This is a genomic window from Dermacoccus sp. UBA1591, assembly GCF_002322065.1.
Lineage (GTDB): Bacteria > Actinomycetota > Actinomycetes > Actinomycetales > Dermatophilaceae > Dermacoccus > Dermacoccus nishinomiyaensis.
In genome coordinates, this window is the sequence record NZ_DCNR01000050.1 from 1,790 (window position 1) to 21,638 (window position 19,849).

Consider the following 19,849-nt stretch of genomic DNA (forward strand, 5'->3'; position numbering starts at 1 on the left):
GGTGCGCCGGACAAGGCGCTCGCGCGCAAGGTGACGAAGGTCGGCGTCGTCGGCGCCGGTCTCATGGCCAGCCAGATGGCGCTGCTGTTCATCCGCCGCCTCGACGTGCCCGTCATCATGACGGACCTCGACCAGGCACGCGTCGACAAGGGTGTCGGCTACGTCCACGACGAGATCGACAAGTTGCTCGCCAAGGGCCGCGTCTCGCAGGACAAGGCCAACCGTCTCAAGGGCCTCATCACGGGTTCGACGAGCAAGGACGGATTCGCGGACGCCGACTTCGTCATCGAGGCCGTCTTCGAGGAGATGGGTGTCAAGAAGAGCGTCTGGGCCGAGGTCGAGCAGATCGTCACGCCCGAGTGCGTCCTCGCGACGAACACCTCGTCGCTGTCGATCACCGAGATGGCAGCGGACCTGAAGCACCCCGAGCGGGTCGTCGGGTTCCACTTCTTCAACCCCGTCGCCGTCATGCCGCTGCTGGAGATCATCCGCGGCGAGAAGACGGACGACGCGACGCTCGCCACGGCGTTCGCCACCGGCAAGTCGCTGAAGAAGACGTGCATCCTCGTGAAGAACTCCCCCTCGTTCGTCGTGAACCGCCTCCTCGGCCGGTTCATGGGCGAGGCGGGCAAGATCGTCGACGAGGGCACGCCCGTCGAGGTCGTCGAGAAGGCGTTCGCCGGTGTCACCCCGATGCCGCCGTTCATGCTCATCTCGCTCGTCGGCCCCGCCATCGCGCTGCACAACTCGGAGACGCTGCACGGCGCCTTCCCGGAGCGCTTCTACGTCTCGCCGAACCTCGCGAAGGTCGTCGAAGAGAAGATCCCGAGCTTCTACGGCGCCGACGGCAAGCTCGACGACTCGATCTTCGAGAAGTTCAGCAAGCCGGCGGACGCGAAGGTGCTCACCGAGGAGCAGGTGCGCGAGCAGGCCCTGTCGGCCCTGGCCGACGAGACCCGTCGCATGCTCGACGAGGAGGTCGTCGCGGCCCCGATGGACATCGACCTCGCGATGATCACCGGCGCCGGCTTCCCGTTCTGGAACGGTGGCGTGACGCCGCTGCTCGACCGCACCGGCATCGCCGAGAAGGTCACCGGTCAGCGCTTCCTGCCGAAGGGCGCCGCGAGCGTCGCCCGCTGATCGCGGTCCTGACGTCGGCGTGAGCCGCCCACGCGGGGCGTACCTCTTGACGGGGTGCGCCCCGCGCCCGCGTCTCGACACGCCGACCGCGACGATTCGGGGCGCTCGCGGCGGTGGCATACCATCGTTGAATCGCTGCGCATCGGCGAACGGCGACCGGCCACACGGCCCGGTCGGCCGGCTCGCACCGGTGCGCGTGGGAATGACGGGGTGAACCGCAGTGTTCTTCCCGCCGACGCGTGACGTGCCCCCGGGTCGCGTCGCCGCTCGTCACACCTCGGCGTGATGGGTTCATCTGCACCAACTGATTCGGAGATTGTCACTGTGTCCAGCAACGCGCCCCTGAACCTTCGGATCATCGGCGGCAAGCAGCTGTCCGGGTCTATCGACGTGCGCACGAGCAAGAACGCCGCCGTCGCCTGCCTGTGCGCCGCGATGCTGAACAAGGGGCGCACGACGCTGCGCAACCTCGCGCGCATCGAAGAGGTCAACCGCATCACCGAGGTGCTCGACTCCATCGGCGTGCAGACGCGCTGGCTGCCGGGCACGAGCGACCTCGAGATCACGCCGCCCGCCAAGATCGACCTGTCGACGATCGACGAGGTCGCGGCGCGCCGCACCCGCACGATCCTCATGTTCCTCGGCCCGCTCATGCACGAGTTCGACTCGTTCGAGCTGCCCAACGCCGGCGGGTGCGACCTCGGTGCGCGCACCGTCGAGCCGCACCTGCACGCGCTGCGCGCGTTCGGCATGGAGGTCGTCGCGAAGGACGGGTACTACAACGTCGAGGTCAACAACTCGATCCGCCCGACGAAGCCGATCGTCCTCATCGAGCGCGGCGACACCGTCACCGAGAACGCCCTGTTCGCCGCAGCCCGCTACGAGGGCACGACGATCATCCGCAACGCCTCGAGCAACTACATGGTCCAGGATCTGTGCTTCTTCCTCGAGAAGCTCGGCGTGACGATCGAGGGCATCGGCACGACGACGCTCAAGATCACCGGCGTCGCCGAGATCAACGAGGACGTCGAGTACTTCCCGAGCGAGGACCCGATCGAGGCGATGAGCCTCATCGCAGCCGCCATCGTCACGAAGTCCGAGATCATGATCAAGCGCGTGCCGATCGAGTTCATGGAGATCGAACTGGCCATCCTCGAGGAGATGGGCTTCCAGTACGAGATGAGCGACGAGTACACCTCGGACAACGGCTTCACGCGCCTCGTCGACATCACGACGAAGCCGGGCCCGCTCAAGGCGCCGACGGACAAGATCCACCCGCTGCCCTTCCCCGGCCTCAACATCGACAACCTGCCGTTCTTCGCCGTCATCGCTGCGTGCGCCGAGGGCAAGACGCTCATCCACGACTGGGTGTACGAGAACCGCGCGATCTACCTCAACGAGCTGACGAAGATCGGTGCGACGGTGCACCTCATGGACCCGCACCGGGTCATGATCGAAGGCCCCGCCAAGTGGCGCGCCGCCGAGGTCATGTGCCCGCCCGCGCTGCGCCCCGGCGTCGTCATCCTGCTCGGCATGCTCGCCTGCCCCGGCACCTCGACGCTGCGCAACATCTACGTCATCAACCGTGGCTACGAGGAGCTCGACGAGCGTCTCAACGCCCTCGGCGCCGACATCACGAGCTTCCAGGACTGATGCTCGACGGCTGCCTGCGCGGCATGCCACGACGAAGCCCGCCCGGTCGCGTACCGGGCGGGCTTCGTCGTGCCTGGGGCCCGTCGTTCCTCAGACCTCCAGCGTCCGCGCGATCGGCACGCCCGGTCGGTAGCAGAGGTGACGGTGGCTTGGCGCGTCGAGAACGGCGAGGTCAGCGCGCGCACCGGGGCGGATGACGCCCACGTCGTTGCGCCGCAGCGCCTGCGCGCCGCCGGCCGTCGCAGCCCACACGGCTTCGGCGGCGCTCATGCCCATCTCGCGCACGGCGAGGGCGATCATGAACGGCATCGAATCGGAGTAGCACGTGCCCGGGTTGCAGTCGGTCGCGATGGCGACGCTGACGCCCGCGTCGATGAGGCGCCGCGCATCCGGGTAGGGCGAGCGGGTCGAGAACTCGACGCCGGGCAGAAGCGTCGCGACGGTCGACGAATCGGCCAGTGCCGCAACGTCACTCGCCGACAGATAGGTGCAGTGGTCGACGCTCGCCGCACCGAGCTCGACGGCGAGTTGGACGCCCGGTCCCTCCCCGAGCTGGCCGCCGTGCACACGCAGTTCGAGCCCCGCGTCTCGGCAGGCGCTCAGGATCGTCGCGCTCTCGTCGCCGTCGAAGGCGTGCGCACTGCCCGGCTCGCAGAACACGTCGGCCCAGCGAGCGTACGGGCGGCACGCCTCGAGCATCTCGCCGCAGACGAGGTCGACGTAGGCGGCACGATCGCTGCCGCTCGGCACGACGTGGGCACCGAGATAGGTCGTCTCCGGCGTGAACTCGCGGGCGATGCGCAGCGCTCGCGCCTCGTCCTCGACCGTCAGCCCGTAGCCCGACTTCACCTCGACGCACGTCGTGCCCTGCGCGCGCATCTCGGCGATGCGCCGCGCGACGAGCGCGGTGAGGCGGTCGTCGTCAGCGTCGCGGGTGGCGGCCACCGTGGTGGCGATCCCGCCCCCGTCGTAGCGCTCGCCCGCCATACGGGCGGCGAACTCGGCCGAGCGGTCGCCGTCGAAGACGAGGTGTGCGTGGCTGTCGACGAAGCCGGGCATCAGTGCGGCGCCGTTGACGTCGACGCGGCGGTCGGCGTCCGGCGCTCGGCGCGCCTCGCCGACCCAGGCGATGCGGTCGTCTTCGACGACGATCGCCGCGTCGGTGAGGAGGCCGAGCAGGCGCTCGTCCTCGCTCGCGCCAGCGCGGGCGTGCTGCGGGTCGTTCGTCACGAGTTCGGCGATGCCGGTGACGAGCGTCGTCGTCATGTCTGCCTCCAGAAGGGGTCGATGGCGTCGTGCAGGAGCCGCCCGATGCCGCCGGGCGCGGGCGTCTCTTCGAGGCGGTGGCGCCCGCCGCGCACGACGACGCGTCCGTCGACGATGACGTCCGTGACGTCCTGCGCAATCGCGGCGAGCAGGATCTGGTCAGGCGAACAGCCTGCGGTGCGCAGAGATTCGGCCTCTACGACGACGAGGTCGGCGCGCGCTCCGATGACGATCTCACCGGCGTCCGCCCAGCCGATGCTCGCGTGCCGCGTCGCCGCCGCGAGAAGGTCGCGCGGGCTCAGGCGACCGCGCTCGTTACTCGTCAGCCGCTCGTGCATCTCGAGGCCGCGGGCTTCTTCGAACATGTCGATGACGGCGTGCTGGTCGCTGCCGAGGCTCAGCCGCGCGCCCGCGTCGTGCAGTGCAACGGCCGGCCCGATGCCGTCGGCGAGGTCGCGTTCGGTCGTCGGGCAGAAGCAGGCCGTCGCACCCGCGCGGGCGAGCGTCGAGACGTCGTCGTCGCTCAGATGCGTCGCATGGACGGCGGAGAAGCGCTCGCTCAGTGCGCCGGCTTCGTGGAGCAGACCCACGGGCGTGCGCTGGTAGTGGGCCAGTGCGGCGGCGTTCTCCGCAGGCTGTTCGGAGACATGGGCGTGGAGGATCTCCCCCGGCGTCGCGGCGACGACGTCCGCCAGTTCGTCGCGAGCGACAGCGCGCACCGAGTGAATGGCCGCGCCGACCACGGTGTTCTCGTCACTGAGTGCGTCCTCGCGCAACTGCGCGTGACGCCGCGCCCAGGCGTCGACGGAGCCGTCGCTGAAGCGCCGCTGCTCAGCGCTCATCGCGGCGTGGCCATCGGTGTCGAGGCCTCCGTGGAGGTAACACGTGTCGAGCAGCGTGAACCGGATGCCGGCCTCGCGGGCCGCTTGACGCAGCGCAGAACCCATGGCGTTCGGGTCGTCGTAGGGCGTGCCGTCGGGGCGGTGGTGGACGTAGTGGAACTCCCCCACCGCCGTGACGCCGGCCAGCGCCATCTCGGCGTACACGGCGCGCGCCAGTGCGAGGTATGTCGACGGATCGAGCTGCGCCGCAACGCGGTACATACGTTCACGCCACGTCCAGAACGTGCCACCGTCGTCATGCGTGCGCCCGCGCAATGCGCGGTGGAACGCATGGCTGTGGCAGTTCGCGAAACCGGGCAGTGCGACCCCGTCGAGCCTGATCACGTCGTCCGAGGATGCGTCGTCAGAGGACACGCCACTCGGCGTCCCGCCACTCGATCCACCCGACAGCCCATCTCTCGGTGACGCATTCGCCGTCACCTCGACCCATCGCCCGTCCTCCTCGACGAGTCGGACGTCGCGCGCGAGGCCGTCGCGAAGGTGCGCGAACGGCACGTGGTAGATGGTCATGAGGCGAGATCCTCGAGCACGCGGACGAGTGCGTCGACGCCGCGCAGGCAGTCGTCGGTCTGCGCGAACTCCTCGGGCGAGTGCGACGTGCCCGTCGGGTTGCGCACGAACAACATGACGCTGGGGATGCCGTGGTTGGCGAGGATGCCAGCGTCGTGGCCGGCACCGGTGCCGAGCATCGGCACACCTTCACCGAGTGTGCGGTGCACGCGCGCGACGAGGTCGGCGTCGAACGGGGTCGTCGGCGTCCATGACTCCTCCCGCCATTCGCCACCGAGTTCCGCTGCGCGACCTGCGATCTCGTCGATCGCTGCGCGCACGTCGTCCTCGCGGACGCCGCGGGCGTCGACCCACGCCGTCACGTGGGAGGCGATGGCGTTGATGCCGCCGGGCGTGACGTCGAGCTTGCCGACGGTCGCGACGACGCGGCGCGCGGCACCGTCGTCACGCGAGGTGGCCGCCGCCCGCACCTGCTCGATGAACCGGGCGGCCTTGACCAGCGCGTCGTCGCGGTCGCCGAGCGCCGTCGTCCCGGCGTGGTCGGCGTGCCCGGGCAGGTCGGCGCGAAACCGTCCGTGCGGCCAGATGTCGGTGCCGACCGCGACGGCGGCGCCGAACGGATCGCCCGCTGCGTCACGGGGCAGGTCGACGAGGGCCCGCCCCTGTTCGACGTGCACCTCGACGAAGCACGCGAGGCGCGCGAGGGCCGCGTCGTCCCGCCCGAGATCCGACGGCTCACGCCCAGCGCGCTCCCACGCCTGTGCCATCGTGACACCGTCGGTGTCGCGTAGGCCGAGGGCGCGCTCGGCCGTCACCGCTCCGGTGATGAGGCGCGAGCCCGCGCAGGCGACGCCGAAGCGCGCGCCCTCCTCGTCGACGAAGTTGACGACACCGATCGGGCGCGCGGGCGCGAACCCCGACTCCTTGAGTCGGCGCACCGCGAGCAACGACGAGACGACGCCCAGGGGTCCGTCGAACGCCCCGCCGTCGGGCACCGAGTCGAGGTGCGATCCGGTGGCGACGCCAGGCGTCCGATCCGGCTCGCCCCACCACGCCCACTGGTTGCCTGCGCGGTCCTCGACGACGTCGAGACCGAGCGCTTCACACTCGCCGTCGAACCATTCGCGGAGCATGGAATCCTCACGGCTCCAGGCGAATCGGCGGTATCCGCCACTGTGCTTGTCGCGCCCCACCGGGGCGAGGTCGGCCCACAGGCCCTCGAACGTGCGCTCGGTCATCGAAACCCTCCGGGTCCTCGTCGTCATCGGACATGTCCGGCCGGAAGCGGGGCGGGGCATGCCGAGCACGCCACGCCCCCGCGTCCGACGCCGTCCCGCTCAGCCCTCGCTCATCGGGATGCGGACGCCGCGCTCGGCGGCGACGTTCTCGGCGATGTCGTAGCCTGCGTCGACGTGGCGGATGACACCCATGCCGGGGTCGTTCGTCAACACGCGCGCGAGCTTCTGCGCGGCCAGCGGCGTGCCGTCCGCGACGGAGACCTGCCCCGCGTGCATCGAGCGTCCGATGCCGACACCGCCGCCGTGGTGCAGCGAGACCCAGCTCGCGCCGCTCGCCGTGTTGACGAGGGCGTTGAGCAGCGGCCAGTCGGCGATGGCGTCGGAGCCATCCTGCATGGCCTCCGTCTCGCGGTAGGGCGAGGCGACAGAGCCGCAGTCGAGGTGGTCGCGCCCGATGACGATGGGGGCGCTCACCTCGCCGTTCGCAACCATGTCGTTGAAGCGCAGGCCGGCCTTGTCGCGTTCGCCGTAGCCAAGCCAGCAGATGCGCGCCGGCAGGCCCTCGAAGTGCACCTTCTCGCGGGCGCCCTTGATCCAGCGGTGCAGGCGCTCGTTGTCCGGGAACAGGTCGAGCACCGCCTCGTCCGTCGCGTAGATGTCCTTCGGGTCGCCCGAGAGCGCCACCCAGCGGAACGGGCCCTTGCCCTCGCAGAACAGCGGGCGGATGTACTTCGGCACGAAGCCCTCGAACTCGAACGCGCGGTCGTAACCGCCCTGGCGTGCCTCGTCGCGGATCGAGTTGCCGTAGTCGAACACCTCGACGCCCTTGTCCTGGAAACCGACCATCGCCTCGACGTGACGCGCCATCGACTCCTGCGCTCGCTCGGTGAACTCCTCGGGCTTCTTCGCGGCGTACTCGAACCAGTCGGCGACGTCGATGCCGATCGGCAGGTAGCTCAGCGGGTCGTGCGCGCTCGTCTGGTCGGTGACGATGTCGATGGGCACGTCGCGGCGCAACAGCTCCGGGAAGACCTCGGCGGCGTTGCCGACGACGCCGATCGACACGGCCTTCTTCGCGTTCTTCGCAGCGACGGCGCGGTCGATGGCGTCGTCCAGATCGTCGGCGATCTCGTCGAGATAGCCGTGCTCGACGCGGCGGTGCAGACGCGCCGGGTCGACGTCGACGATGAGGCACGTGCCACCGTTCAGCGTGACGGCGAGGGGCTGGGCGCCGCCCATGCCACCGCAGCCGCCGGTGAGCGTCAGCGTGCCCGCGAGGGTGCCACCGAACGTGCGCTCGGCGATCGCCGCGAAACACTCGTACGTGCCCTGCAGGATGCCCTGGGTGCCGATGTAGATCCACGACCCGGCCGTCATCTGGCCGTACATCGTGAGACCCATCTGCTCGAGGCGGCGGAACTCGGGCCACGTCGCCCAGTCGCCGACGAGGTTCGAGTTCGCGATGAGCACGCGCGGCGCCCACTCGTGCGTCTGCATGACGCCGACGGGCCGGCCCGATTGCACGAGCATCGTCTCGTCGGCCTTCAACGTCTCGAGTGTGCGCACCATCGCGTCGAAGCTGCGCCAGTCACGTGCGGCGCGGCCGGTGCCGCCGTAGACGACGAGGTCGTCGGGGCGCTCGGCGACCTCCGGGTCGAGGTTGTTCATGAGCATGCGCAAGGGGGCCTCGGTGGCCCAGCTGCGAGCGTTCAACTGGGTGCCGCGGGGTGCGCGGACGGGGCGGGCGCCTTCCATGGGTGCTCCTCGGTCTGGTTCGGCGGAACTGCGGGTGGGTCGATGCGGAGGGTGGAGGGACGATCATCCGCTGGTGTGCGCGAAAAAAACCGTCCCGGACGTGTCAGTCGAGCGAGCCCGCGGCTCGGGCGGCGGCGTCACGGACGGCGCCACTCTTGACGAGTGCGACGGCGCGTTCGATCTCCGGCGAGAGGTAGCGATCGCGCCCCGGCATGCCGGCGGTCTGGCCAGCCTCGTCCGTCAGCGCGGCGATGACGGCGGCCGCGACCGGCCCGGGCGTCAGCGGTGCGCGCAGCTGGATGCCGCGCGTCGCCGTCAGCGTCTCGATGGCGAGGACGCGGGCGAGACCGTCGACGGCCCGACGCAGCTTGCGGGCGCCGGCCCAGCCCATCGAGACGTGATCCTCCTGCATCGCGCTGCTCGGGATCGAGTCGACGCTCGCGGGGCTCGCGAGCCGCTTGAGTTCGCTGACGATGCCCGCGGCCGTGTACTGCGCGATCATGAGGCCCGAGTCGGTGCCCGGGTCGTCGGCGAGGAACGGCGGCAGGCCGTGGTTGCGGGCGACGTCGAGGAAGCGGTCGGTGCGGCGCTCACTCATCGACGCGACGTCGGCGATGACGATGGCGAGGAAGTCGAGGACGTACGCGACGGGTGCTCCGTGGAAGTTGCCGTTCGACTCGACGCGGCCGTCGAGCGTCACGACGGGGTTGTCGACGGCGGCCGCGAGCTCACGGTTCGCGACGGTCGTCGCGTGCTCGAGGGTGTCGCGGGCCGCGCCGATGACCTGCGGCGAGCAGCGCAGCGAGTAGGCGTCCTGCACGCGGGTGCAGGCGCCCGGTTCACGGTGGGATTCGCGGATGCCGCTGCCCGCGAGCACCTTGCGCAGGTTCGCCGCCGAGAGCGCCTGGCCGGGGTGTGGGCGCAGCTGCTGCAGGTCGTCGGCGAAGACGGCGTCCGAGCCGAGCAGGCCCTCGACGCTGAGGCCGGCGGCGACGTCGGCGCTCGTCAAGAGCATGCGTAGATCGGCGATGGCGAGGCACAGCATGCCAAGCATGCCGTCGGTGCCGTTGATGAGCGCCAGGCCCTCCTTCTCCTGCAGCTGGACGGGCTCGATGCCGGCGGCGCGCAGCGCGTTCTCGGCGTTCGTCAGGTGGCCGGCGGCGTCGACGACCTCGCCCTCGCCCATGAGCGCGAGCGCGCAGTGCGCGAGCGGCGCGAGGTCGCCGGAGCAACCGAGCGAGCCGTACTCGCGCACGACCGGGGTGATGCCGGCGTTGAGCATCGCGACATACGCGTCGAGCGTCTCGGGACGGATGCCGGTGCGCCCGGTCGCGAGCGTCGAGATGCGCAGGAGCATGAGCGCGCGCACGACCTCGCACTCGACCGGTTCACCGCTGCCCGCGGCGTGCGAGGCGACGAGGCTGCGCTGCAGCTGCTGACGCTTCTCGAGCGGGATGTGCTGCGTCGCGAGCGCACCGAAACCGGTCGAGATGCCGTAGTGCGGCACCGGGTCGTTGGCGAGGGCGTCGATGATCGCGCGGCTCTTCGCGACCTCCGCGCGACTCGCCTCGCTGAGCACGATGCGCGCGTCATGGCGGGCGACGGCGACGACGTCGTCGATGCTGAGGGCGCCGATGCCGACCTCGACCTCGCAGGCAGCGCTCATGTCAGGGGGCGTGACGCCGGCGCCGGGCGTCGCGGCGGGGTCGTGGTGGTGCTGAGGCATCGAGGCGTTCGTCATGACACCACCTTCGCCCGTGACCACACTCGTGCGTGACCCAGGACGCGCTTTTTGTCTCGGATACGAGACACTGGGCGCATGTCGTCGTCCGTCCCCGCCGCCGAGCACGTCCTCGCGCTCTTGCAGCGCATCGCCGCGCGCCCCTCGCCCGCACCGGCGGCGGCTCTCGCCCGTGAGCTCGACCTGCCCCGCTCGTCCGTCTACAAGTTGCTCGGCGTGCTGCGCGCCGCAGGGTTCGTCACGCACGACGAGGGGACACGACGCTGGGGGTTGGGGCCAGCCGCGCACGAGCTTGGCTCGGCCTACCGGCGTCAGGCGCCGCTGCAGCGCGCGGCGCAGAGCATCGTCACCGACCTCGCGGAGCGGACGGGGGCCTGCGCGCACCTCGCCGTCCTGCACGGGCGCGACGTCGTGTACGTGCTCGAGGAGCGACCGCTCGGGGTGCCGCCACTCGTCACCGACGTCGGCGTGCGGCTGCCCGCGACCGTGACGGCGAGTGGCCTTGCGATTCTCGCGGCCCTGCCCGCTGCGCAGGTGCGTGCGCTGTTTCCGCGCAGCGACGACCTCGTCCGACGCCGTGAGAGCGGCAATGCGCCGGGGACGCTCAAGGAGCTGCGCTCACAACTCACGCAGGTGCGCCAACGCGGCCATGCCTGGGAGAACGGCTCGGTGACGGAGGGCTTCGCGTCCGTGGGGTGCGCGGTGCTCGACCACAACGAGCTACCGGCCGCGAGCCTCGCGGTGACGTGGGACGAGGGGCGTCTCGCGCGCCACGGTGAGGATCCGGCCGAGCGACACGATCGGTTCGTCGCGGCGTGTCGAGCGAGCGCGCAGGCCCTCACTCGCCGATTGAACGGGTGAATGATTGCGGGGCTGAACGGCGCGAGGCCCCCGTGGAGGTGAACTCCACGGGGGCCTCGGGCGAACGGCGCGCTGCTCAGGAGCGCCCGTCGTCCTTGGCGTGCTTGCCGCCGCCCCACGGGCCCGTCGTGCGACTGATGCGGTAGTCGATGCGGTTGTCGACGCGGTGGTCGACCTGGCGGCCGAAGTGCTCGTCGAAGTTCGACTGCAACTCCTGACGCACGTACTCGACGCGACCGAGGAACTCCTTCTCCTCACGACGGCGGTAGTCGTAGCGCACCGCCTTGAACGTCGCGACGCACATGAGCACGAGCACGACGCTGAACGGCAATGCCGTCGCGAGAGACGCCGCCTGCAGCGCCTTGAGCCCGCCGGCGAGGAGCAGGCCGATGGCGATGGCACCTTCCATGAGGGCCCACAGCACACGCGACCACGTCGGCGGGTTGGGGTGACCACCGGAGGCGAGCATGTCGACGACGAGTGAACCCGAGTCGGAGGAGGTGATGAAGAAGACGGCGACGAGCAGGATCGCGATGACGGACAGCACCTGCCCGAGCGGCATGTCCTGCAGCACCGTGAACAGCACCTTCTCCGCGACGACACCGTCGGTCTTGTCGACGAGACCGCCGTCACCGAAGAGCTGACGGTGGATGCCGGCGCCGCCCATGACGGCGAACCAGACGAACCCGACGAGCGTGGGCACGAGAAGCGTGCCGGCGATGAACTCGCGGATCGTGCGCCCGCGGGAGATGCGGGCGATGAAGACGCCGACGAACGGCGCCCAGCTGATCCACCAGCCCCAGTAGAAGATCGTCCACGCAGAGTTCCAGTCAGCGCCCTTCTCCCCCGTGTAGGCACCGACGTCGAAGGTCATGCCGAGCACGTTGGCGAGGTAGACGCCGAGCGCCTCGGTGAGGTTCTGGAACAGGAACAGCGTCGGGCCGAGCAGCAGCACCGAGATGAGCAGCAGACCGGCGAGGCTGAGGTTGATGTTCGACAGCCACTTGATCCCCTTGCCGAGGCCGGAGACACACGACAGCGTCGACAGGAACGTGATGCACACGATGAGGATGACGAGGATCGTGTTGTCCGTGCTGTCGAGGATGCCGATGGACTTCAGACCGGAGGCGATCTGCTGCACGCCGAGACCCAGCGACGTCGCGACACCGAACACGGTGCCGAAGATGGCCAGGATGTCGACGAGGTCGCCCATCCAACCCTTGACGCGCTCGCCCAGGATCGGCTCGAGAGCCCACCGGATCGAGATGGGGCGGCCGCGACGGTGGATCGCGTACGCGAGGGCCAGCCCGATGACGGCGTAGATCGCCCACGGGTGCAGACCCCAGTGGACGAAGGTCTGCGCCATCGCGAGCTGTGAACGCTCGGCCTCGCCTTCGGGCCAGCCGGGCTTCGGCATCGTCGTCGCGTAGGTGAGTGGCTCACCGACGCCGTAGAAGACCAGGCCGATGCCCATGCCCGCGGCGAACAGCATCGCGAACCAGGAGAAGACCCCGAACTCGGGCTTCTCGTCGTCGTTGCCGAGCTTGATCGAGCCGTAGCGGCTGAGACCCATGAAGGCGGCGAAGGCGATGAACCCGCCGATGACGAGCATGTAGTACCAGCCGAAGTTCGTGACGATCCACGACTGCATGTTCGTCAGCACCTCACCGGTGCCGTCGGGGAAGGCGACGCCGAGCACGGCCACCGCGAGGATGACGATGAGTGCCGGCCAGAAGACGCGTGGCGCAACTCCGCCCTTGCCGAGGCGCACGCCCTGGCGTCGCAACTTCTCTGCGATGACCTCGTCGTCGTCGTCCTCGGCGATCTGCGCGGCGTCAGACAGATCGGAGGGCAGCGGGTCCGACGACTCGCCCTCGTGGCGCGCCGCTTCCTCGGGTGTCTGCGGGGTTGCGGCCTCCGTCTCCGGCGCAGCGCTGTCGTCGGTGATCGCCGTTGCCGGGGTGGCGCCCGGCGGGCCGTCGGCCTTCGGTTCTTCGTCTTGCATGCGATGTCCTCCCTGGTGTCCATCGTGCGGTCGGAAGTCACGACTCTTCCGGATCGCAGGCCACATCTCAAGTTGTTACTGGCCGGTACCCGGTCGGATCTGCTCGCGATCGAGTTCGGTCCGCGGTGGTCTGCCGCGACCGTGCGTGCTGGACGATGCCGCCTGTCGACCGAACACTGCTGATGCCCGCGATGCCGAATGAGCGCCCCGGACGCCCGACTGTGGCACGATGCGGGAACCCGTTTCGTCTCCCGTCGCACGTGAGGACCGCTGCTCATGACCAAGGCAACCTCGCATCTCGCGTCGGGGCCCGTCGCCCTGGCCCACCGCGGTTTCTCCGGTGGCACCTCGCATGCGCTGGAGAACTCGATGGCGGCGTTCCGCGCGGCCGCCGAGCTCGGCTACCGGTGGGTCGAGACCGACGTGCACGCCACCGTCGACGGGGTGCTCGTCGCCTTCCACGACACGACCCTCGACCGCACGAGCGACGGGGCCGGCGCGATCGCGCACCTGCCATGGGAGGTGGTCGCACGGGCGCGCATCGCCGGGCACGAGCCGATCCCGCGACTCGCGGAATTGCTGACGCAACTGCCGCAGGTGTGCGTCAACATCGACGTGAAATCGGCCGGCGCGGTCACACCGCTCATCGAGTGCATCGAACGGTGCGGCGCGCACGATCGCGTCCGCATCGCCTCCTTCTCCGACGCGCGGCGCCGAGCCGTCCTCGCCGGCCTGACGCGACCGGTCCGTTCATCGCCAGGGCAGTCGCGCACCATCGCGCTGTGGCTCGCGGCGCACCTGCCGGTCGTCGGTTCGCCCCTCGTCGCGCGCCTCGCGCACGGCATCGACGCCGTGCAGATCCCCGAACGTCAGGGCCGCCTGCGCGTGCTGACGCCGAGACTCCTGCGCGCCCTGCACGGCGCCGGGCTCGACGTCCACGTGTGGACGGTCAACGAACGCGCCGACATGGAGCGTCTGCTCGACCTCGGCGTCGACGGCCTCATCACCGACCGCGCCGACGTGCTCAAGGACATCCTCGTCGAACGGGGTGAATGGGTCTGAGCAGAGCGGCTCGATGGGCGATCGCCTGGTTTCGGCAGCCTGCAGCGCGGACCTCGTCTTTGATGGCGTGATCGTGCAGAGGCCAGGTGCGGTGTGCTGGACGCACGTGGTTGGGAGCGCGCCGAAGTGGCGAGGCGCGATCGCTGAGCCGCGACCGTCGAGAATCGTTGACACGGCGGGTATCCGGCGAAAGTATCTTTACGTCAAGATACTTTCACCGGAAGGCGCCTCATGCTCACGTTGCATCATGTCCAGGTCTCGATGCCCGAGGGTCGCGAGGACGACGCCCGACGTTTCTACCGCGATGCCCTCGGCCTCGACGAGGTCGCCAAACCCGGCGTGCTCGCACAGCGCGGCGGCGCGTGGTTCCGCGCGTTCGCTGCCGACGGCGCCGTCGCGGCCGAGATCCACCTCGGGATCGACGAACCGTTCGTCCCCGCCAAGAAGGCCCACCCCGCCCTCGTCGTCGAATCGACAGCTGCCCTGGAGGCCCTTGCCGCGCGCATCGAGGGCGCCGGTTGGGACGTGAACTGGGCCGAGCGCCACACCCTCGACGGCTACGAACGCTTCCACTGCCGCGACGCGTTCGGCAACCGCGTCGAGGTGCTGACGCCCGAGCCCTGACGGCTCGCGAGCGCGATGCGTCAGTCGTGCGACGGCTCGGGCGCATGCCCGAGGGAACGGTTGATCTCGGCGATCAACCGGCGTCCGTGCACACCCCACGCGTGCCGCTCGTCGGCGCTCGCGCGCGTCAGGGCGCGCTGCCACGTGAAGACGCGCCCGACCCGGGCGATGAGCAGGGCGTCGTCGACGGCTGCGCTCAGCGCAGTGCTCGCGACGACGTCGCTCCACACGCTGAGGTAGGCGCGCAGGATGCGCTCACGGGCTGCGCGGGCGGCGTCGTCGTCGAGGCCCTCGCCGATGCGCTCGAGCGGGACGAGCAGCGAGCACAGCGGGTTGCCGACGCTCGCGTCGCCCCAGTCGAAGATGCGCGCGTCGTGAGCGCCCGCCGAGGTGCCGTCGGCAAAGACGTTGCCGGCGTGCAGGTCGTCGTGCTGAATGGTGAGCGGCAACCCGACGGCGTCGAGCCGCTGCGCGGCGCGGCGCACCTCACGTGTCGTGTCGGGTTTGAGCCCCAGGCGTTGCCACCGGCGAGCAGATTCGCGCGGCGACATGTCGGGCACGCCCGCGTCGCGCAGTTGATCGACGACCCGCGTCGACGAGCGTTGCAGTCGCGCGTAGCGTCGCACCACGGACGACATGAGGCTGACGGCGTCGTCGTCCCGCTGGACGTCACGCAGCACCGGGCCCTGATCGGGCATGAGCAGCCAGCCGCGCTCGGGGTCGTCGGCCCACACGACCGGAACCGCGTCGGGCGCGACGGAACGCAACGCGCGCAGGACGGCGGCCTCGGGGCTCATCTCCGGGCTCGTCGCCTTGAACCACACGCGCCCTTGATCGGTCGTCTCGGCGACGAGCACCATCGACCAGGGACGCACCCGCGGCTGCAACGGCGTCGTCGGCACACGTTCGAGACCGCGCCGCGCGAGGGCCGCGTCCATCCAGCGCACGGCCTCCCAGCGCCACGTCTCACTGCTCCAGATCGCGCTCGCGGGCGCGACCTGATCAGAGCCGGGGAGAACAGGAAGCTCGGGTGACTTCACCACGTCGTTCGGCCGCTCAGTCGATGTCGGCGTGAGCGGCGACCGGCATGGCGTCCCCGAGATCACCCGTCGCACCGGCATCACGTCCCGCGGCCGGCGTGCCTGCGTCACCGTCGCGGGTGCTTGCACCGCCGTCAGGCGCGTGTGCACCACCGTCGTACGCATCGGCGCGCGTGAGTCCTGCGTCGTCGCGCCCGAGAGCGTCGACGATGTCGGCGGCCGTCAGCCCCACGGTCGCGAGCACCTCGCCGCGCGAGGCGTGGACGAGGAACTCCTTGGGAATGCCGAACGTGTCGAGCGGCGTGCGCACACCGGCTTCACGCAGGCGTCGCGCGACGGCGCTGCCGACGCCCGCCTCGACGAGGTTGTCCTCGATGACGACGACCCGGCCTGCGGCGCGGGCGAGGTCGACGAGTTCGTCGGCCACCGGGTAGGCCCAGCGCGGGTCGACGACCTCGACGCGACGGCCCTGTTCGGTGAGCAGATCGGCGACGCCGAGTGCCGTCGAGACCATCGACCCGACACCGACGACCAGCACGTCCACGCCGTCGCCGCCGTCGGGTTCACGCATGACGTCGAGGCGACCGAGACGTCGCTCGGCGACGAGCGGGTCGGCGACGTCGCCCTTGGGGAAGCGGATGACGCTCGGCGCGTCGTCGATGTCGACGGCCTCGCGCAGCAGTTCGCGCACCTGTGCGCCGTCGCGCGGGGCGGCGAGGTGCAGGCCGGGCACGATCGAGCAGATCGACATGTCCCACATGCCGTTGTGCGAGGCGCCGTCGGAGCCGGTGACGCCGGCACGGTCGAGCACGAACGTCACGCCCTGACGGTGCAGTGCGGTGTCCATGAGCAGCTGGTCGAACGCGCGGTTGAGGAACGTCGCGTAGACGGCGACGACGGGGTGCAGGCCGCCGTACGACAACCCGGACGCCATCGTGACGGCGTGCTGCTCGGCGATGCCGACGTCGAACACGCGCTCGGGGTACTTCTTCGCGAACCCGTCGAGCCCGACGGGGATGAGCATGGCAGCCGTGATGGCGACGATGTCGTCGCGCTCGGCGCCGAGGGCGACCATCTCGTCGCTGAACTCGTCGGTCCAGATGCGGCCACTCACCTCGAACGGCAGGCCCGTCTCGGGGTTGAACTTGCCGATGCCGTGCCACTGGTCGGCCTCGTCGGAGAACGCGGGCTCGTAGCCGCGGCCCTTCTGCGTGATGACGTGCACGAGGGTCGGCCGGCCGTAGTCGCGAGCGCGGCGCAGCGCGGCCTCGACAGCCGCCTCGTCATGCCCGTCGATCGGGCCGAGGTACTTGATGCCGAGGCTCTCGAAGACGCCCGTGTCGGGGTAGACGATGTCCTTGAGACCACGCTTCACGCCGTGCAGCGCCTCGTACATCTTCGTCCCGACCTTCGGCGTCGCCTGCAGGCGGTTCTTGCCCCAGTCGAGCACCTGGTCGTAGGTGTGCATCGTGCGCATCGTCGCGAGGTGATGCGCCATCCCGCCGATCGTCGGGGCATAGGAGCGCTCGTTGTCGTTGAGGACGATGACGAGCGGCAGGTCGGCGTCGGTGGAGATGTTGTTGAGTGCCTCCCACGCCATGCCGCCGGTCAGGGCGCCGTCACCGATGACGGCGACGGTGTGACGGTCGCTCTCACCCTTGAGGCGGCGCGCCTTGGCGATGCCCTCGGCCCAGCTCAGCGACGTCGAGGCGTGCGAGTTCTCGACGACGTCGTGCTCGGACTCCTCGCGGCTCGGGTAACCCGACAGGCCGCCGGATTTCTTGAGCTTGCTGAAGTCATGGCGGCCGGTGAGCAGTTTGTGGACGTAGCTCTGGTGGCCGGTGTCGAAGACGAACGTGTCCTTCGGCGAGTCGAAGACACGGTGCATCGCGATGCTCAATTCGACGACACCCAGGTTGGGGCCCAGATGCCCACCCGTCTTGGAGACGGATTCGACGAGGAACTGACGGATCTCGGCGGCGAGCGCGTCGAGCTCCTCGGCGGGGATTCGCTTGAGATCGTCCGGACCCGAGATGGTTTCCAGCAGCGTCACGTCTCACTCAGCCTTTCGAAAGTGCAGTCTCCTGAGTCTAGGTCGTCGGGCGCGCAGCCGCCATGCGGGCGGGGGCGCCCTCCCGCCACCCGCCGTGGGAGGCAGCAGCCCCGCCGGGATCGCGCGCCAGGAAGCCGCGCGCCCACATACCCGCACGCCGGTGCGTCACAGCCGAGGGACAAACGTCTTGCCGCGCATCGCCTCGTGCACGAGACGGACGGCGCGCGCCGTGGCACGCAACCGCAGCCCCTCCGCGGACAGGTGCTCCATCACCTGCGGCACCGCGCGCGGTGGCAGCTCGTCAGCGAGGTCGACGCGGATGCGGCGATATGACTCGCGCATCGCGCCGAGTTGAGCGTCGACATGCCACGTCGCCACCCAAGCGAGCGCCACCGGGTGACGGCGCCATGCGTCGTAGGCCCGAAAATCCGAGGGGCACTGATCGAGCAGCCACTGCGTCGCCGCCTCCTGCCACCCCGGTGCACCCGGCGGCGGCACACCTCTCGGCCAGCCCGGAGGGCCGGTGTTCACCTCGTCCGACATGACCCCAGCGTACCCCATTGTTCGAACACGTGTTCTATTCTATGGCCGCCCCACGAGACCCGCAGACCGGCGCGAGACACGCCCCCGAAGCCGGGTGCTCTGTGGCATGCTGAGCCCGTCACACGGGAGCCCGAGGCGCGGGCTGAGAGGGCATCGCCATGCCGACCGTCCAACCTGATGCGGTTCATGCCGCCGTAGGGAGTGTTCGATCCTGGCTACCCTGACGCCTGCCCCTTCCCCTGCCCACGACGATGCGCCGCGCCTGACGCCGGCCGCCGCCACCCCAGAACGGCGCGAGGCCCGCCGCAGCGCCCTCGTCGGAAATTTCGTCGACCAGTTCGACATCTTCCTGCCCGTCATTGCGCTCGGTGGGGTGCTGTCGACGAGTTCGACGATTCCCGACGGCCTCGTCTTCGCCGCGACACTCCTGGGCCGCCCCCTCGGCGCGTTCATCCTCGGCACCCTGGCCGATCGTCGCGGACGAGCCCGCGTGTCACGCGGCGCACTGCTCGGCCTGAGCGTGTGCACCGGCCTCATGGTGACGCTCCCGCTGCACACCTCGACGTGGGCCGTGGCCGCTCTCCTGGCGTTGCGCTTCGCCGCCGGATTCTTCCTCGGCGGGCAGTACTCCGCGGCCATCCCCCGCGCCCTCGCGCTCACAGAGCCGCAACGACGCGGCCACCTGAGCGGCCTCGTCATGGCGATGTCACCCCTCGCGAACGCCACCATCGCTGCCGCCACGATGATGCTGACAGCCTCACTCGGCGGCGCGTACACCACGTGGGGGTGGCGCCTGCTGTTCGTCGTCGGCGCACTCCTGCCGTTGATCCTGGCCCTCACCGCGAGGTCAGCGCACGCCGGGCCGGCAGGTCACAGCCACTCTCCCCACGAATCCGACAAGCGCGATCCCGCCGCGCACGACGCGACCGACGACGAGGAAGAGCGCGTGACGGGCCGTGTCGTGGCCGCATTGTTCACCCTCATGACGGGGCTGTGGTTGTTCACGATGATGGGGGTCTCGGTGCTGACGAGTTCGCTGCGCCCGCACTTCTCCCCCCATGACGTCGGGCTCGTCATGCTCGTCGCGACGGCCGTCAGTGCGCCGACGATGGCCGCGGCGGGTGCCGTCTCGACGCGTGTGGGCCGTTCACGCTTCTTCATGGCGTTCGGAGCACTGGCCTGCATCGCCGCCCCCGCCGCCTATCTCGTGGCAATGCATGCCGCGTCATCGGGCAGCATCGTCGCCACGACGATCGCCGTCGCGGCCGTCCAGATCGTCACCGTCTCCGCCTACGGCCCGGTCGGCGCCTACCTCGCCGAACACTTCCCCGAGTCGCGACGTTCGCGTGGTTACGGCAGCGTCTATTCGGCGTCGATCGTGCTGCCCGGCCTGTACCCGTTCTGGCTGCCCACCGTGACACAGTGGCTCGGCCGTTCGGCCGCCGTCCCGCTCGTG

The 19,849-nt window shown here is 70.0% G+C and carries 14 protein-coding genes, 1 pseudogene and 1 riboswitch; of the genes and pseudogenes, 6 read left to right on the top strand and 9 right to left on the bottom strand.

Going from position 1 to position 19,849, the window contains the following annotated elements:
- Positions 1–1,140: 3-hydroxyacyl-CoA dehydrogenase family protein (locus tag B2284_RS05360; RefSeq protein WP_286697275.1), on the top strand; the 1,140-nt coding region annotated here is incomplete at its 5' end.
- A gap of 306 nt (positions 1,141–1,446) precedes the next feature.
- Positions 1,447–2,793 (top strand): annotated as a pseudogene (locus B2284_RS05365) (UDP-N-acetylglucosamine 1-carboxyvinyltransferase); the annotation flags it as partial.
- 90 nt (positions 2,794–2,883) lie between these two features.
- Here the strand turns inward: B2284_RS05365 and hutI are convergent.
- The 5 genes from hutI to hutH form a co-directional block, all read right to left on the bottom strand.
- Positions 2,884–4,059 carry an imidazolonepropionase gene (gene hutI / locus B2284_RS05370; RefSeq protein ID WP_006945297.1) on the bottom strand — a complete coding sequence of 392 codons (1,176 nt, stop codon included), beginning with the start codon at positions 4,057–4,059 and terminating at the stop codon, positions 2,884–2,886.
- Positions 4,056–5,471 carry a formimidoylglutamate deiminase gene (locus B2284_RS05375; RefSeq protein ID WP_006945302.1) on the bottom strand — a complete coding sequence of 472 codons (1,416 nt, stop codon included), beginning with the start codon at positions 5,469–5,471 and terminating at the stop codon, positions 4,056–4,058. Before B2284_RS05375 ends, hutI begins: the two co-directional genes overlap by 4 nt.
- Positions 5,468–6,709 (bottom strand): allantoate amidohydrolase, encoded by a 1,242-nt coding sequence (locus B2284_RS05380; RefSeq protein WP_006945237.1) that lies wholly within the window; start codon positions 6,707–6,709, stop codon positions 5,468–5,470. The genes B2284_RS05375 and B2284_RS05380 overlap by 4 nt, the downstream gene beginning before the upstream one ends.
- A gap of 99 nt (positions 6,710–6,808) precedes the next feature.
- The gene (gene hutU, locus B2284_RS05385) at positions 6,809–8,464 is read right to left on the bottom strand and encodes a urocanate hydratase (RefSeq protein ID WP_062255839.1); all 1,656 of its coding nucleotides are present in this window, start codon (positions 8,462–8,464) and stop codon (positions 6,809–6,811) included.
- A gap of 103 nt (positions 8,465–8,567) precedes the next feature.
- Entirely contained in the window at positions 8,568–10,130 is a 1,563-nt protein-coding gene (gene hutH / locus B2284_RS05390) for a histidine ammonia-lyase (protein WP_062255909.1), read from the bottom strand.
- 153 nt (positions 10,131–10,283) lie between these two features.
- Here hutH and B2284_RS05395 point away from each other — a divergent pair, with 153 nt between their 5' ends.
- Positions 10,284–11,066, top strand: coding sequence for an IclR family transcriptional regulator (locus B2284_RS05395; protein WP_038567879.1), 783 nt, complete (start codon positions 10,284–10,286; stop codon positions 11,064–11,066).
- Between the two features lie 76 nt (positions 11,067–11,142).
- Here B2284_RS05395 and B2284_RS05400 read toward each other — a convergent pair whose 3' ends face one another.
- Entirely contained in the window at positions 11,143–13,071 is a 1,929-nt protein-coding gene (locus B2284_RS05400; RefSeq protein WP_006945296.1) for a BCCT family transporter, read from the bottom strand.
- A 276-nt stretch (positions 13,072–13,347) separates the two neighbouring features.
- On the opposite strand from B2284_RS05400, the gene B2284_RS05405 reads away from it, so the two are divergent.
- Both B2284_RS05405 and B2284_RS05410 read left to right on the top strand, forming a co-directional pair.
- The gene (locus tag B2284_RS05405; protein ID WP_136788302.1) at positions 13,348–14,133 is read left to right on the top strand and encodes a glycerophosphodiester phosphodiesterase family protein; all 786 of its coding nucleotides are present in this window, start codon (positions 13,348–13,350) and stop codon (positions 14,131–14,133) included.
- A gap of 231 nt (positions 14,134–14,364) precedes the next feature.
- Entirely contained in the window at positions 14,365–14,757 is a 393-nt protein-coding gene (locus B2284_RS05410) for a VOC family protein (RefSeq protein ID WP_136788303.1), read from the top strand.
- Between the two features lie 20 nt (positions 14,758–14,777).
- Here B2284_RS05410 and B2284_RS05415 read toward each other — a convergent pair whose 3' ends face one another.
- The 3 genes from B2284_RS05415 to B2284_RS05425 form a co-directional block, all read right to left on the bottom strand.
- Complete coding sequence (locus B2284_RS05415; RefSeq protein WP_286697276.1) at positions 14,778–15,797, bottom strand: aminoglycoside phosphotransferase family protein; 1,020 nt, start codon at positions 15,795–15,797, stop codon at positions 14,778–14,780.
- 16 nt (positions 15,798–15,813) lie between these two features.
- The gene (dxs, locus tag B2284_RS05420) at positions 15,814–17,850 is read right to left on the bottom strand and encodes a 1-deoxy-D-xylulose-5-phosphate synthase (RefSeq protein ID WP_136788305.1); all 2,037 of its coding nucleotides are present in this window, start codon (positions 17,848–17,850) and stop codon (positions 15,814–15,816) included.
- Positions 17,851–18,015: 165 nt separating this feature from the next.
- Positions 18,016–18,393, bottom strand: coding sequence for a hypothetical protein (locus B2284_RS05425; RefSeq protein WP_074039193.1), 378 nt, complete (start codon positions 18,391–18,393; stop codon positions 18,016–18,018).
- A 112-nt stretch (positions 18,394–18,505) separates the two neighbouring features.
- Positions 18,506–18,611, top strand: a riboswitch (TPP riboswitch).
- 44 nt (positions 18,612–18,655) lie between these two features.
- Here B2284_RS05425 and B2284_RS05430 point away from each other — a divergent pair.
- Positions 18,656–19,849 (top strand): MFS transporter (locus B2284_RS05430; protein ID WP_349676088.1); only part of this gene is annotated, 1,194 nt, incomplete at its 3' end.